The sequence below is a fragment of the Streptomyces uncialis genome (assembly GCF_036250755.1).
Lineage (GTDB): Bacteria > Actinomycetota > Actinomycetes > Streptomycetales > Streptomycetaceae > Streptomyces > Streptomyces uncialis.
On record NZ_CP109583.1, the window covers coordinates 4551590 to 4565901 of the forward strand.

At 72.9% G+C, this 14312-nt stretch carries 11 protein-coding genes, 1 tRNA gene and 1 other RNA gene; 2 read left to right on the forward strand and 11 right to left on the reverse strand.

Annotated elements, in window-relative coordinates; genetic code table 11:
* Positions 1 to 13: 13 nt before the first annotated feature.
* Positions 14 to 1777 (reverse strand): M48 family metalloprotease, encoded by a 1764-nt coding sequence (locus OG711_RS18805; protein ID WP_266509626.1) that lies wholly within the window; start codon positions 1775 to 1777, stop codon positions 14 to 16.
* A 1248-nt stretch (positions 1778 to 3025) separates the two neighbouring features.
* A complete protein-coding gene (gene purD / locus OG711_RS18810) occupies positions 3026 to 4291 on the reverse strand; it encodes a phosphoribosylamine--glycine ligase (RefSeq protein ID WP_329559821.1) in 1266 nt (421 codons plus the stop codon).
* Positions 4292 to 4512: 221 nt separating this feature from the next.
* Here purD and OG711_RS18815 point away from each other — a divergent pair, with 221 nt between their 5' ends.
* Positions 4513 to 5739 carry an NAD(P)/FAD-dependent oxidoreductase gene (locus OG711_RS18815; protein ID WP_329559822.1) on the forward strand — a complete coding sequence of 409 codons (1227 nt, stop codon included), beginning with the start codon at positions 4513 to 4515 and terminating at the stop codon, positions 5737 to 5739.
* A 197-nt stretch (positions 5740 to 5936) separates the two neighbouring features.
* Here OG711_RS18815 and OG711_RS18820 read toward each other — a convergent pair whose 3' ends face one another.
* Both OG711_RS18820 and ffs read right to left on the reverse strand, forming a co-directional pair.
* Complete coding sequence (locus OG711_RS18820) at positions 5937 to 8240, reverse strand: DNA polymerase III subunit gamma and tau (protein ID WP_329559823.1); 2304 nt, start codon at positions 8238 to 8240, stop codon at positions 5937 to 5939.
* 89 nt (positions 8241 to 8329) lie between these two features.
* Positions 8330 to 8428: signal recognition particle sRNA small type (ffs, locus tag OG711_RS18825), an RNA gene on the reverse strand.
* Between the two features lie 71 nt (positions 8429 to 8499).
* On the opposite strand from ffs, the gene OG711_RS18830 reads away from it, so the two are divergent.
* Positions 8500 to 8587: transfer RNA gene (locus OG711_RS18830), tRNA-Ser, on the forward strand.
* Positions 8588 to 8665: 78 nt separating this feature from the next.
* Here OG711_RS18830 and OG711_RS18835 read toward each other — a convergent pair.
* The 7 genes from OG711_RS18835 to OG711_RS18865 all read right to left on the reverse strand — a co-directional run bounded on the left by OG711_RS18835 (position 8666) and on the right by OG711_RS18865 (position 14169).
* Complete coding sequence (locus tag OG711_RS18835; protein ID WP_329559824.1) at positions 8666 to 9925, reverse strand: tyrosine-type recombinase/integrase; 1260 nt, start codon at positions 9923 to 9925, stop codon at positions 8666 to 8668.
* An 8-nt stretch (positions 9926 to 9933) separates the two neighbouring features.
* Positions 9934 to 10185 carry a helix-turn-helix domain-containing protein gene (locus OG711_RS18840; protein ID WP_329559825.1) on the reverse strand — a complete coding sequence of 84 codons (252 nt, stop codon included), beginning with the start codon at positions 10183 to 10185 and terminating at the stop codon, positions 9934 to 9936.
* Positions 10186 to 10360: 175 nt separating this feature from the next.
* Positions 10361 to 11596, reverse strand: a complete 1236-nt coding sequence (locus OG711_RS18845; RefSeq protein ID WP_329559826.1) for a DUF3631 domain-containing protein — start codon at positions 11594 to 11596, stop codon at positions 10361 to 10363.
* Positions 11593 to 11946, reverse strand: a complete 354-nt coding sequence (locus OG711_RS18850; RefSeq protein WP_329559827.1) for a hypothetical protein — start codon at positions 11944 to 11946, stop codon at positions 11593 to 11595. Before OG711_RS18850 ends, OG711_RS18845 begins: the two co-directional genes overlap by 4 nt.
* A complete protein-coding gene (locus OG711_RS18855) occupies positions 11943 to 12848 on the reverse strand; it encodes a bifunctional DNA primase/polymerase (RefSeq protein WP_329559828.1) in 906 nt (301 codons plus the stop codon). Before OG711_RS18855 ends, OG711_RS18850 begins: the two co-directional genes overlap by 4 nt.
* An 85-nt stretch (positions 12849 to 12933) precedes the next feature.
* A complete protein-coding gene (locus tag OG711_RS18860) occupies positions 12934 to 13686 on the reverse strand; it encodes a hypothetical protein (protein ID WP_329559829.1) in 753 nt (250 codons plus the stop codon).
* Between the two features lie 9 nt (positions 13687 to 13695).
* Positions 13696 to 14169, reverse strand: coding sequence for a hypothetical protein (locus tag OG711_RS18865; RefSeq protein ID WP_405673753.1), 474 nt, complete (start codon positions 14167 to 14169; stop codon positions 13696 to 13698).
* Between the last annotated feature and the right edge of the window lie 143 nt (positions 14170 to 14312).

Here is a 14312-nt window from a genome sequence, read left to right on the forward strand (position 1 = left end):
GGTCACCGGGCGGTCAGATGAGGCGCAGGGGTTTGTCCGTACGGATCGACTGGGTGGCGAGCCAGCTGCGCAGCGGACCGGCGTCCCCGTCGTCGACCAGGGAGAACACCCGGGACGAGAGATCCCCCGCGCGGCGCCCGCCCACCAGGAGGGAGGGGCCGTCCAGCCAGTCGAGGCCGGGCACCGCCCCGCCCGTGTCCACCGCGGCGCAGCACACCATCGCCAGGACATGGTCGGCGAGCAGATCGCGTTCGCTGCGCGGCGGTTGCAGCGGGAAGAGCGGCACCATCCCCTCGTTCCACAGGAGTTCGTCGGGGTGCTGACCGGGGCGGGGTGCCTGGGCCGCGTCCCCCTCGGTCTCCTCCCGGGACACCCACGCGCTGAGCGCCGACGCGACGGCTGCCGCGCGCGCGTTGTCCGGGCTGTCGTCCGGGGCGATCCGGGGCACCGGCGCGACCGCCGCCGATCCGGATATCGGGGCGCTGTCGGCCACCGTCAGCCGGTCGAGGACCCGGGCGAGCGTGGCGCCCTGGGAGCCGCGGCGCTCACCGAGGCCGTCGAGGACCTTGTGCAGCCGGGCCGCCTCGGTGCGCCACGTACGGTCGACGACCTCCTCGGGGTACGCCTGCCAGTCGACCGGCGCCCATTCGCGGCCGGGCTCGGTGGGGGCGCCGTGGAACAGCCGGGCGGCCAGCAGGGACGCGGCCTCGTCCACCGCGCCGGGCTCCTCCAGCAGATCGCACGCGGGCCGCTCCCCCAGCCGCGCGGTGAACCCTTCCGCGAGGCGGTCGCGGCGGGACAGCTCGGTCAGCGCGGCGACCACTCCCGCGTCGAGCCGTGAGGGCCAGCGGCCGACCCGCCACGCGGGCAGCGCGACCCTGGTCAGCAGCCGGTCCCACCCGGCGTACGCGAGGCCCACCTGCTCCTGCGCGACGATCCGCAGGCCGTAGTCCACGCTCTGCGCCCGGTCCGCGGCGGCGGCGGCCACCCCGCGCTCCATCTCGGCGGCATGCTCCCGGCAGGCCCGCAGCAGCAGCCGCGCCACCCGGCCGACCGCGCCGAGCACCAGCCGTGTGAGCGGGCCCCGGTGGGGCTCGGACGCCACGGCCACGGCGGCGTCCAGCCCCCGGACGAAGCGGCGGGCGGCGGCGATGTCGGGGTGCGCCGCGGGGCCCGTACCGGCGACGACCGGGGCGAGCACCGCGCGCAGCTCGGCGACCCGCATCCACCACAGGAACGGCGACCCGATGATCAGTACGGGGGCGATCGGCGCCCCGCGGTCGGGGTCCTCCCCGGTCCGCCCGGCCGGCCCGGTCCGGCCGGGGGCGTCGGCGGAGGTGTCCCCGGCCGCCTTCGGGGCCCGCGCGCGGTGCGCGCGGTCCTCCAGCCAGCTGTCGCAGTCGGGGGTCAGGGCTATGGCGGACGGCATGGGGACGTCGAGGCGGTCCGCGAGGTCCCGCACCAGGCGGTAGAGGTCAGGGGCGGCGCTCTCGGCGATCGGCACCGTGGGACTCATGGCGGGCCGGGAACGGCTGATGACCAGGCCGATGACCGCCGCCGCGACGAGCACCGCCACGGCCGTCCCGGTGAGGATCAGACGCGCCAGCTCCACGCCGCCCCCCGCGTCCACATGTCCCGTGACCTGGGCGGCGAACAGCACCACGGCTCCCGCCGCGGGCAGCAGCGCCACGGCGGTCGCCCTGCTGCGGACCCGCAGCACGGCGAGGGCCCGGGAGCGCGCGGAACGCGCGTCCGTCTCCACACCCGTCTCCGACACGACCGGACCTCACCCCCTACTGCCCGCCCGGCACGCTCCGGCGCCGACGGGCTCCCATGGCGTTGTTCACTCCCCCACTGTGGCACCGGCCACTGACAACGCAATGCCGGTGGGCCATGTGCCGGAACGCATGCGCCGCACCCTAGTTGGGCCCTCGCGTCCCGTCAGCCGTATAGACCATTGGTCACTCGATGGAATGGCTTTGGGCAGAGGTTTGTCGCGATCGCGCGTCACGATACGAACTGATAGCCGAGCGCGTACGACTCCCCGCACGCCCCACCCCACCGCCGTACGCCCGCCCACCGCCCACGACGCGCCCCCGCGGGTCGCCTTCGCTCGCGCTCCCGAGGTCTGTCCAGCTGGACGTACTCGTCCCTGTGCCGTCGCTCGCGGGGTGCGCAGTTCCCCGCGCCCCTGGGTCTCCTGTGCTGGGCGCACTTGTTCCCGTGCGGGTACTCGGTGGTTCTGCGCAGTTCCCCGCGGGTCGCCTTCGCTCGCGCTCCCGAGGTTTGTCCGGCTGGACGCACTTGTCCCTGTGCGGTCGGACGGGGTCGCGCAGTTCCCCGCGCCCCTGGGTCTGCTGTGCTGGGCGTACTTGTTCCCGTGCGGGTACTCGGTGGTTCTGCGCAGTTCCCCGCGGGTCGCCTTCGCTCGCGCTCCCGAGGTCTGTCCGGCTGGACGCACTTGTCCCTGTGCCGTCGCTCGCGGGGTGCGCAGTTCCCCGCGCCCCTGGGTCTCCTGTGCTGGGCGTACTTGTTCCCGTGCAGGTACTCGGTGGTTCTGCGCAGTTCCCCGCGCCCCTGAAGGGGCGCCCCCTTGCTGCTGTCCTCAGTCTGCGGGGGCGGGGTTGAACCCTCCTCCTCCCGCACTCGCTCGGCTGCGGGAGGGGGTGGGCGGGAATCTCTGCCCGCAGACTCCGATGCTCTTCAGCAGAGCCACTTCACGTCCGACCGAGCGCGTTGGAGCGAGGACGGAGAATCCCGACCGGCCCCGACCCGAAGAACCCGCCGGATGCGCCCCAAAGGGGCGCGGGGAACTGCGCAAGAACGAGGGCAGACCCGCACCCGAAGAGCGACCGCAAGGGGGCAGCACCCAGGGGCGCGGGGAACTGCGCACCCACCGAGCGACCGCACAGGAACAAGTGCGCCCAGCACAAGAAACCCCAGGGCGCGAGCGAAGACGACCTGCGGGGAACCGCGAACCACCGGGCGACCCGGGCAGGGACAAGTGCGCCCCGCCGGACAGACCTCAGAGGCGCGAGCGAAGGCGACCCGCCGCTTTCTCCGCGATGTCCGTACGGTGCTGACCGCCGTCCAGCCGGACCCGGCCGAGCGCCGCGTACGCCCGCTGCCGGGCCTGCGCGAGGTCCGAGCCGGTCGCCGTCACCGACAGCACCCGCCCGCCCGCGCTGACGACCCGGTCACCGTCGCGCTTGGTCCCGGCGTGCAGGACGTACGCGTACGGGGCGTCCTCCGAGGCGACCGCTTCCAGACCCTCGACGGGGTCGCCGGTGCGCGGGGTGCCGGGGTAGTTGTGCGAGGCCACGACCACGGTGACCGCCGCGTCACCGCTCCAGCGGAGCGGTTCGAGGTCCGCGAGGGTGCCCTGGGCGGCGGCCCGCAGCACCCCGCCGAGCGGGGTCCGCAGCCGGGCCAGGACGACCTGCGTCTCCGGGTCGCCGAAGCGGGCGTTGAACTCGATGACCCGGACCCCGCGCGAGGTGATCGCGAGCCCCGCGTACAGCAGGCCCGAGAACGGGGTGCCGCGCCTGCGCAATTCGTCGACGGTCGGCTGGAGCACCGTCTCCATGACCTCCGCGACCAGCTTGGGGTCGGCCCACGGCAACGGCGAATAGGCGCCCATACCACCGGTGTTGGGACCCTCGTCACCGTCGAGCGCACGCTTGAAGTCCTGCGCGGGCTGGAGCGGGACGACCGTGACGCCGTCGGTGATCGCGAAGAGCGAGACCTCGGGACCGTCCAGGAACTCCTCGATGACGACACGGTCGCAGGCGATCGCGTGCTCCCGCGCGGCGGCCAGGTCGTCGGTGACCACGACGCCCTTGCCCGCGGCGAGCCCGTCGTCCTTGACGACGTACGGGGCCCCGAAGGCGTCGAGCGCCTCGTCGGCCTCCTCCGCCGTCGTGCACACGTAGCTGCGCCCGGTCGGTACCCCGGCGGCGGCCATGACGTCCTTGGCGAACGCCTTCGAACCTTCCAGTTCCGCCGCCTCACGCGACGGTCCGAAGCAGTCGACACCCGCCGCCCGGACGGCGTCCGCGACGCCCGCGACCAGCGGGGCCTCGGGGCCGACGACCACCAGGTCGGCTTCGAGCCGCGACGCGAGCGCGGCCACGGCGGCCCCGTCCAGCTGGTCGACGGCATGGAGTTCGGCCACGTCGGCGATACCCGCGTTGCCTGGCGCGCAGTGCAACGAGGTGACGTCGGGGTCGAGGGACAGTGAGCGGCACAGGGCGTGTTCGCGGGCGCCGCCGCCGATGACGAGGACCTTCACAGCCGCCACCCTAACCGCCACCGCCCACCCCCTTGTGCGGGCGTCCGACGCGCGGACTCCCCGGCCTTGGGAGGTTCCTCCTAGTCAGCCACGTCACCGCCGTAAGCGATGTTGCTGTTGCGGCAAATCTGATTGCCGAATCCGGCGGACCGGCCGGAAGGTGGTGGGACGGAGAGCCGGACAACGACGAAGGGCCCGGGGCCCTCGCGGGAGGCGATGACATGAAGCACGGCGGCGGTGGCGATGTGAACGGGATCAAGGATGACCTCGGGGATGACCTCGGGCTCGGCGACGGGCGGTACGACGTGGTGGTGGTCGGGGGCGGAGCGGCGGGGCTGGCCGGGGCGCTGATGCTCGGGCGGGCGCGGCGGTCGGTACTGGTCATCGACAACGGTGAACCCCGGAACGCACCGGCCGGGGCGATGCACGGCTACCTGGGCCATGACGGGGTACCGCCCGCGCGGCTGCTGGCCACCGGACGGGCGGAGGTCCGCGGGTACGGGGTGCGGATCGCTTCCGGCACGGTGGTGTCGGCCGAGCCGGACGAGGGCGGTTTCCGGGTCACGGCGCGGCGACCGGGGGCGGGGTCGCCGGGTGCGGGGTCGCCGGGTGCGGGCACGGGTGCCGGGGGAGAGGCAGGTACGGACACGGGTAGGGGGTCGGGGAGCGGCACCGGGTCAGGGTCCGGCACCGGGGAAGTACTGGTGCGGGCCCGGCGGCTGCTGGTGACGACGGGGCTGGCCGACGAGCTGCCGCCGGTTCCCGGGCTGGCCGAACTGTGGGGCCGCGACGTGCTGCACTGCCCGTACTGCCACGGCTGGGAGGTACGGGACCTGCCGATCGGCGTCCTGTCGACCGGTCCGCTCGCCGTGCACCAGGCACTTCTGTGGCGGCAGTGGAGCGCCGACATCACCCTCTTCCTGCACACCGGACCCGAGCCCGACGAGGAGGCGTGGGAGCGACTGGCCGCACGCGGGGTCCGCGTGGTGCGGGGCGAGGTGGCCGGCGTCGTACGGGACGGTGAGCGGCTGTCCGGCCTGCGGCTCGGCGACGGGACGGTCATCGCCGTCCGGGCACTCACGGTCGCCAGTGGCCTCCGGGCCCGGTCCGGGATGCTCGACGCGCTGGGGCTGGAAGCGGTACCGGCTCTGGTGGCCGGGACGGAGGTCGGCTCCCGGGTACCCGCGGAGGCCGACGGACGGACCCCGGTGGCGGGCGTGTGGGCCGCGGGGAACGTGACCGGAGTCACCGAGACGGTGTCGGCTTCGGCCGCGTCGGGGGCGCGGGCCGGGGCGGCGATCAACGCGGACCTGGTGGCGCTGGACACCCGGCTGGCCGTCGCGGCCCGCCGCTCGCCGTTCGGCGTGGACGGGGAGCGGGCGGTGGCGCGGGCGGTGGCCCGGGGAGCGACGCGGTCGGCCGCTGGTGGGGGCGGTTCGGCGGGGTGAGGGAGGCGGCTGCCACGGCCTGCGGGGCGACGGGCCGTGACGCGCGGGCAGAGGTCAGAACCAGGGCTCGGCGGTCAGCGGTCAGCGGTCATCAGCCGGCAGCCAGCGGCCAGCGGCCAGCGGCCAGCGGTGCCGAACGGGATCTGTTGGACGCCCGTCGGGGCCCATCGACACCGCTGTCGGGGCCCGGCGCCGGGCTACTCGTTGGAGAACTCCTCCAGGACCGTGGCGCCGAGTTCGCGGACGATCAGGTCGTGGCCGGAGAGGGCGGACTCGACGAGGTCGGGGTCGTCGTCCTCGGGGGTGTCGTCCTCCGGGGCCACCGAGTGGACCGGGTCGGGAGCCCGGTGCTCGGCGGGCGGGGCGGCCTGGGACGCGGGTCTCGGGGGCTGCTGGGCGCCGGACCGGCCGCCCGGGCCGGGGGACGACGGAGCGCTGTGCGGCGCGGGCGCCTGGCCGCCCGGGGCCGGGGCGCGGGGTGCGGCGGCGGGTGCGGGCGGGGACTGCTGGTAGGCGGGACGGCCCTGGGCGGGACCGCCGCCGAAGTTCCCGGCGGCGGGCGGGGGCGCGGAGCCGCCCGAGGGGTCGACGATCGCCTCGACCTTCCACTGCACGCCGAACTGCTCGCTGAGCGCCTGCCGCAGGACGTCCTCGCTGCCGCTGCTCGCGAAGTTGTCCCGGGCTCCGGCGTTGACGAAGCCGATCTGGAGCGTGGTGCCGTCGAACCCGGCCACCTGCGCGTTCTGGCTGAGCAGGATCCAGGTGAACCGGCGCCGGTTCTTGACGGCTTCCAGGATGTTCGGCCAGAGGGCGCGGGGGTCCGGCCCGCCGCCATGTCCGGTCGCACGACCGGCGGGCGGCGGTGCGGACTGTACGGGTTCGGGGGCCGGGGCGGGGGCGTGGGCCTGCGGGTACGCAGAAGCCTGCGGCTGCCCCTGGCCCTGCCCCTGCTCGGGCTGGGAGCTGGGGGCTGGGGGCTGGCCGACGGGGCCGGCAGGCCGACCGCTGCCGGCGGCCGCCGCGGTGGGCCAGCCACCGGGACGGCGTTCCGTGGGGGCGGGTGCGGCGGCAGCGGGGGCGGCGGGGGCCTGGGAGGGTGCCGGGGGCGCGGCCTCGGCGGGGGCGTCCGGGACGGCGGGAGGCGGGGCCGGGGTGTGGGCGGCGGGAGCCTCGTAGACGATCCCGGGTCCGGCCGGGGGCGGTGTGTAGGCCACGGGGGCGGGCCCGCCCGGATGCGCGACGGGTGCCCCGGGGGTGCCCGGGACGCCGTATCCACCGGGCATCGCGGCCCCGGCCCCACCACCCGCACCGAACCCACCACCCGTACCGGCTCCACCACCCGCGCCGCCGCGCTCCAGCCGTTCGAGCCGGGCCATCACGGAGCGCTCGTCGTCGTAGGCGGCCGGGAGCAGCACGCGGGCGCAGATCAGCTCCAGCTGGAGCCGGGGCGAGGTGGCTCCGCGCATCTCGGTGAGCCCGGTGTTGACCAGGTCGGCGGCGCGGCTCAGCTCGGCGCCGCCGAAGACGGCGGCCTGGGCGGCCATCCGCTCCACGACATCGACGGGGGCGTCGATCAGACCCTTCTCCGCGGCGTCGGGGACGGCGGAGAGGATGACGAGGTCCCGCAGGCGCTCCAGCAGGTCGGCGACGAAGCGGCGGGGGTCGTTGCCGCCCTCGATGACCCGGTCGACGATCTCGAAGGCGGCGGCGCCGTCGCCCGCGGCGAAGGAGTCGACGACGGAGTCGAGCAGGGAGCTGTCGGTGTACCCGAGGAGGGAGGTGGCCATGGGGTACGTCACACCGTCGTCGGCGACCCCGGCGAGGAGCTGGTCCATGACGGACATGGAGTCACGGACCGATCCGGCTCCCGCGCGGACCACCAGGGGAAGCACCCCGTCGGCGACGGGGATGCCCTCGCGGCCGCACACCTCGGCGAGGTAGTCGCGCAGTGTGCCGGGCGGGACGAGACGGAACGGATAGTGATGCGTACGCGACCGGATGGTGCCGATGACCTTCTCGGGCTCGGTGGTCGCGAAGATGAACTTGAGGTGCTCGGGCGGTTCCTCGACCACCTTGAGCAGGGCGTTGAATCCGGCCGACGTGACCATGTGGGCCTCGTCGATGATGTAGATCTTGTACCGGCTGCCCGCGGGGCCGAAGAACGCCTTCTCCCGCAGGTCACGCGCGTCGTCCACGCCGCCGTGGGAGGCGGCGTCGATCTCGATGACGTCGATCGAGCCGGGGCCGCCGCGCGCGAGGTCACGGCACGACTGGCACTCCCCGCAGGGGGTGGGGGTCGGGCCCTGCTCGCAGTTCAGACAGCGGGCGAGGATGCGCGCGCTGGTCGTCTTCCCGCAGCCGCGCGGCCCGCTGAACAGGTACGCGTGATTGACCCGGTTGTTCCGCAGGGCCTGCTGCAGGGGCGCGGTGACATGCTCCTGCCCAATGACCTCGGCGAACGACTCCGGGCGATAGCGGCGGTACAACGCGAGAGACGACACACCTACGAGGTTATAGGCGCCCACTGACAACCCGGACCGGAAGCACCCCCGCCCCGCCGGACCCGCCCCGCCCCCAGGGGCGCCCCGCGAACGCAAGCGCCCCCCACGCACCCGCCAGAGCCGACCTACCCTTGCTGCCTTCCGGCCCTGGGGGAGTTCAGTCAGATAGCGCCACGTGAGGGGCTGCACACAGAGTACCCGATCCCCGGCCCGCGAACGAGTTCGCGACCACCGCTCAGGGTCATGTAATGTCTCCCCCGGAGGATTCGCCTAGTGGCCTAGGGCGCACGCTTGGAAAGCGTGTTGGGGGCAACCCCTCACGAGTTCGAATCTCGTATCCTCCGCCAGTGCCTCACCGGGCACTAACGTCGAAGGCCCCCATCGCGAGATGGGGGCCTTCGACGTTCGCAGTCTCATCCACAGTCTCAACGAGACTCTTGGGAGCCTTCCGGCTCGCTCTCGTCCGGGTCCTTGGCCACTTCCCAAATGAGGCCCCCGACCCGCTGCGCCACATCGGCGAGGATGCCGCCCGTCACATGCTGGTACCGGGCCGCCATCGCCGTTGACGACCACCCCATGATCTGCATCACGACCCGTTCGGGAACCCCGAGGATGAGCAGAACCGTCGCTGCGGTGTGCCGGGCATCGTGCAAGCGCCCGTCCCGAACCTCCGCAGCGGCCAGAAGCCGCTTCCAAGCGTCGTAGTCCGTGCTCGGCACCAGAGGCTCGCCCATGGGTGAGGTGAAGACGAACCCGGATTCGCTCCAGTCCTTCCCAGCAATGCCCCGCTCACGTTCCTGCTCTACGCGATGGAGCTCCAACAGCCTGACCAGTTCGTCCGGCACACCGATGACTCGACGGCCGGCACGAGACTTCGTGTTGGCCGTGTCCTCGTTCTTCCTGACACGCTTCTTGCAGTAGCCAGGCTTCGCGCCGCATTCGCCACCGCACCCATGCAGGTACTTCGGCCTCAGACGGTTCTTCCTGACACGCAGGACCCCGCTGTCAGTGTCGAGGTCAGCCCACCGCAGCCCGAGCGCTTCCCCCTGCCGCAGTCCCAACGCGAGCGCGATGGACCAGCGGGCGCTATTCCGAATCTTGGAAGCTTCGGAGAGAAGTCGCTGAACCTCCTCGATGTCGTACGGCTCGACTTCCTCGTCCTCAACCCGGGGCGGGACAGCCAGTGTGGCTACGTTCCGGGTGACGTGACCGCGCCGCAAGGCATGGTTGAGCGCCGTCCGGATCGTGCGATGAGCTTGGTGGGCAGTGGCGGGCTTGCTGCCATTGCCGAGCATCTTCGCGTAGAAGCGTTCCAGGTGTTCTGGCTCCAGCTTGTCCAGTCGGTGAGCACCGATACCGGGGACCAGATGCACCCTGACGGCGACCTCGTATCCGGCGTATGTGTTCTCCCGCACCGAGGGCTTGGCGATCTCTTCCACCCAGTGCTGGAGCCAGGCCGTCACGGTCCACGGCCGACCCGGCTTCCGGACCTTCCCCGAATCCCTCTGCTTCTCCAGCTCCCGAACCTTCTTGATCACCTCACCTTCACTGACCTTGCTCATGACGTGACGGCGGTCGGACCGACCATCGTCGCGGACCCCGACCGTGACCCGGCCGTGCCAGTAGCCGTCCTTGCCGAAGTAGATGGACGAGGCTCCGTCGGGGCGCTTGGCGCGTTTCTTCATGGTTCTCCCTACGCGGCCAAGGACTGGCCTTGCGGCTGCATGCGTGCGGTGAGGTAGTCGCTGAGGGCCTGTACAGGCACGCGCCGAAGTCGGCCGATGGGAACGGTCCGAACGGCGCCATCGCGAATGAGGGCGTACATGGTGGTGCGTCCGACGCTGAGGCGGCGCGCCGCTTCCTCGACCGTGAGCGCGAGGAGTGTGGGGTCGAACTCGACTTCACTCGCACCGCTAACCGATGCGAGCGTGGCGGTGGTCGTCATGGAGGAACCTCCTGCACGAAGTCCGGGGCTCGCAGCCCCTTCCTGACAGGTCCGCTACTGCCGCTACCTCCGCTACCGCCCTGGTCAGGGGCGTGATGGTGGTAGCGGATGGGGTAGCGGTAGCGGATGTGCCCGGCCCCTTGCCGAGTGCGTGGCGGGGGCCGGGTCCGGGAACTCAGCTGCGGGCGGTGGCCGGTTCGGTAGCCGCTACCGGGAGCGCGTCCGCTACCGGGGCAGGGGTGGTGACCTGCGGGGTAGCGGAGGTAGCGGCAGTAGCGGATTGCGGGGAGCCGGGCGGGCAGTACCTCAGCCAGGCGTCCGCGAGGTCGGATGCGTAGTAGCCCTTGGAGACCGTCCGTGGCCCGGTCTTGATGTTGCGGGAGCGGATGGGCTCGTTGTCGGCGGTGACGTAGTCACCGAGCAACCGGGCGAGGGTGCGCGGGGTGAGCGGCTTCCCGTCGAGGTCGGCCCACGGGGCGTCGTCCAGGGCGGTGAGCCGGTCCACCAGGTCGGCGCTCAGCAGACGCTCGGCGTCACCGAACGCGTCCCGGAGGTCGGCCAGCAGCCGGATACCGACGCTGGCCTTGTCCCCGTCGTTGGCGGCGGCGACCAGCGCGAGGCAGGCCGCGCGGGCCCGGGCGGGCCAGTCGCCACCGGCCGCATCCGCCACCGCGAGCAGTGGTTCCCACACGTCGGCGGGCCGGTCCGTGATCCCCGCAGGCATCTCCGGCCACGCCCCGTCGACCCGGTCCCGGACGGTGTCCGCCCACTCGGCGAGCCGGTCACGGAGCGCGTGCCCCTCGGCCTTGTGGATGCGCTCCCTGAACGGCTCGACCTTCTCGTTGGGGGCCCGCCGACGCATCCGGATGACCACGGACCGGGTCATGATCGTGTCGGGCAGATATCCCAGCCCGCCGATGGCCAGGGCGGCGTAGACAGGGAACCTCTGCACGGTCTGGGCGCCACCGTCCCCGACACACCGGTAGACGACACCTGACCTGCGGTGGCCCGCGTTGATCAGGCCGCGCAGATCCTCGTTCCCGGCGGCGCGGGGACCGAAGATCGTGTCGATCTCGTCAAAGAGGACGGTCGGCCGGTCCTCCGCGTCGCACACAGAACGGAAGAGCGCGGCCGGACTGATGTCGGTAGTGATCATCGGGCGCGGCGTCAGGGTCTCGATGATCTCCAGCGCCCGCGTCTTCCCGGAACCCGGCTCCGGGGACAGGAACGCAACCCTAGGGGTCGACTCGAAGCAGTCGAGGAGGTGGGTGTGGGCGTCCCAGAGAACAACAGCGGTGAACGCGGCCTCACTCGGGAAGACGTTGAAGCGCCGGTGGAAGGCTTCCACCTGGTCGAGGAGCGCGGCCCCGTCGATGGGCTGCTCCGGGGTGCTCTGGCTGGGCGGGGTCATGCTGCTGTCCCTTCCTGTGTGGTGCGGCGGGGGCAGGTGTCGCGGTGGGCGGTGTGGTCGCTGACCAGCGCGGTGACCTTGGTGTGGCCGATGGCGCTGCGGTCGCGTCCGCACACGCACCGGGAGGTGGCGGTGGGGACGGTGCCGCGGCCGGGCGCGGTGATGTGGAGCCAGGCGACGGGGTGGCGTCCGTCGCCCGGGTGCGGGTCCGGACGAAGGACAGATACGACGCCCTGTCGGGCGACGGCCTTCGGGCCGTCAGGGTCGGCCGGGGGCAGGGGTGCGTCGGTCTGCCGGTTGTTCCTGGTGGGGGTTGGGCATTCCAGGCGGGGGGAGGGGTGGTGGTTCACACCGCCTCCCGGGGCCGGGCTGTGCGCTGGGACCAGTCGAGGGCGCTGCGGATGGTCGTGCGGCACTCGGCGGACGGCAGTCCCACTGACTCCCCCGCCCCCTGGAATGCGTCTTCCACCACGTGCCGGGGGATGTCGCCCCACGCGACGAACCGCCCTACCCTGCATGCGGACTTGTACAGCGCGGAGTTTCGTCCGCCCTCTCCGGTGGCGCTGACCTGGGCGCATTCCCGGGTGAGCGCGACCACGGCGACCCGTGCTCCGTCCAGGACGGGCGCAACGACCGGCAGGGGTGCAGCGGGGGCGGGGGTGTCCTTGAGCAGCCCGAGCAGCCAGGCGGGGAGCGGTGCGGGCGGTACCGGGTCGGTGACCTCATACGCGCCGGTCGCGGTGCTGCTGCCCGGGGCGACGACGTATCCGCCCCAGCCGCGGGTGTCGATCCGGCGGGCGAGCTGCCCGGCGGTGGACCGGAACCGGATGTCAGCGGGGGTGGTGAAGTAGAGGTGGTATCCGCCGGAGGGTGTCCGCACGCGGCGGGTGGCCGGGGCGGTCTGTCCGGCGCGCTCGCAGAGCGCTGCGAAGGATGCCGCCCCGTCAGGGGCGTCCTTCCCGTCTTCGGGCTTGAGCGTGTCCAGGTCCACGACGAGCAGTCCGGCCGGGCCCGTCGCCACACCGATGTTGTAGGGGCGGTGTGTCCAGGCGGCCCGGATGAGGCCGGGGTCGGTGGTAGCGCGCTGCTCGGGGGTGAGATGACCGCTGGTGCAGCGGCCGGTACCGGGGCAGTTCCGTTCGGGGTGGCCGACGGGGCGCTTCCCGGCGGGCCGCAGCGGGATGACCGGCCAGCCGAGGGCGGCAGCGTCAAGTGCTGCGGTCAGCAGCGCAGGACGGGGGTCAGGTGTCATGCTGAGACCTCCACTGTTCAGTTGGGTGGATGAGGGCGGCCCCGGATCTGTGGTGGAGAGGGGGCCGCCCTTGCTGTGTGCTGGGTCAGGTGCGGGGCGGTAGGGCGATGACGATGGCGGTGGCGTCGTCGCGGTAGCCGTCGGTGTCGGGCTGTGCGGCGGTGACGATGGCGTCGGCAAGAGCCTGCGGGGCGTGCGCGTGGTCGCGGACGAGCGTCTCCAGGGCTGCGGGTGGGATCTGGCCGTGGGCTCCGTCGCTGGTGAGGATGACCAGGGGGTCGGAGATGTAGCAGATGGGCACGGTGGCGATGGAGCACCGTGCCAGAGCCGCGCGTGCCAGGTCGTCGAGTACGCGGGCGGCGTCCTCTGTCGGGACAGTCGTGTCGGGGCTGTGAGAGGGGTGAAGGGTGACGGCGGTGCCGCCCCAGGCCCTCAGCCAGGTGCCCATGGTCTGGTCGGTGGATCGCTGGACAAGGCGGCTTCCGGTCCAGCCGTAGATGCGTGAATCCCCGGTCCAGGCGATGGCGGTGGTCGAGGAGTCGGCGCTGGCGACAGCGGCGACGGCCACCCCGTCCTCGACCTGGACGCCGGGGGGTGCGGTGGCCATCTCGGCGGCGGCGAGGATGCCGAGGAGGGGGCCCCGGCGGGCACCGACCCGTGCGGCGACCTCGGCGGCGGTGCGCGCGAACGTCACCACGTCGGCCGTGTTGCCGATGCCGTCCACGATCGCGGCGGCCACCATCGGCGTGCCCGGAAGGCGGTGCACGGTGGCGGCATCGGCGTTGTGCGAGCGGGTGCCCTGGCGGGTGGCCACGGCGGTGATCACAGGGGTTGTCACGACGGCTCCTCAGTGGTGGTTGATGGTGCCGTTGGCGCGGCCGAACATGCCGGTGGCGGTGATGTTCTGGGTGATGTGGGCCGGGTTCGCTGTGCGGCGGCGGGCGGTGCCCCGGATGACGGGGACGGCGATGGTTCCGGCGGCGATGAGGGCGGCGGTGGCCCAGAGTGCGTGGGTCATGGCGATGAGTCCCGGGGCGGCGTAGGAGAGTCCGGCTCCGGCGGCGGCGATGCCCCCGCCGATGGTCGGGGTGAGGAGTGCGGTGGTGCGGGCCCAGGTCGGGATCGGCCGGGCGGGCGGTGCCGGGTGGGCGTTCGGGGTGGTGGGCTGGGTGTAGGCGAGGGTGCGGATGCCGCCGGGCAGGGTGACGACCTGGACCCCCGGGGGGAGGTCGGCGGGGAGGATCACGGCGTCGTGGCGAGGGCCGTTTCCGGGGCCCGGGTGGGAGTTCAGGGTGGTGATCTCGTACGGGGTTTCATGCACGACGGGGCTCCTTCAGCAGCGCGGGTGACGGCCCCGGTTGGGTGGGGTGTCACCCGCGCTGACTTGTCGTGTCGCTTGTCGTCCGGCTTGTCGTGGGCCTTGTCGCTTGTCTTGTCTTGTCGCTTGTCGCCTTGCAGGTCACA

What these genes read in the sequence shown, in the direction of transcription:
- OG711_RS18840 (WP_329559825.1), bottom strand. Translation starts at nt 10,185, where the DNA reads ATGACGACCACCGCCACGCTCGCATCGGTTAGCGGTGCGAGTGAAGTC.
- OG711_RS18815 (WP_329559822.1), top strand. Translation starts at nt 4,513, where the DNA reads ATGAAGCACGGCGGCGGTGGCGATGTGAACGGGATCAAGGATGACCTC.
- OG711_RS18855 (WP_329559828.1), bottom strand. Translation starts at nt 12,848, where the DNA reads ATGACACCTGACCCCCGTCCTGCGCTGCTGACCGCAGCACTTGACGCT.
- OG711_RS18835 (WP_329559824.1), bottom strand. Translation starts at nt 9,925, where the DNA reads ATGAAGAAACGCGCCAAGCGCCCCGACGGAGCCTCGTCCATCTACTTC.
- OG711_RS18845 (WP_329559826.1), bottom strand. Translation starts at nt 11,596, where the DNA reads ATGACCCCGCCCAGCCAGAGCACCCCGGAGCAGCCCATCGACGGGGCC.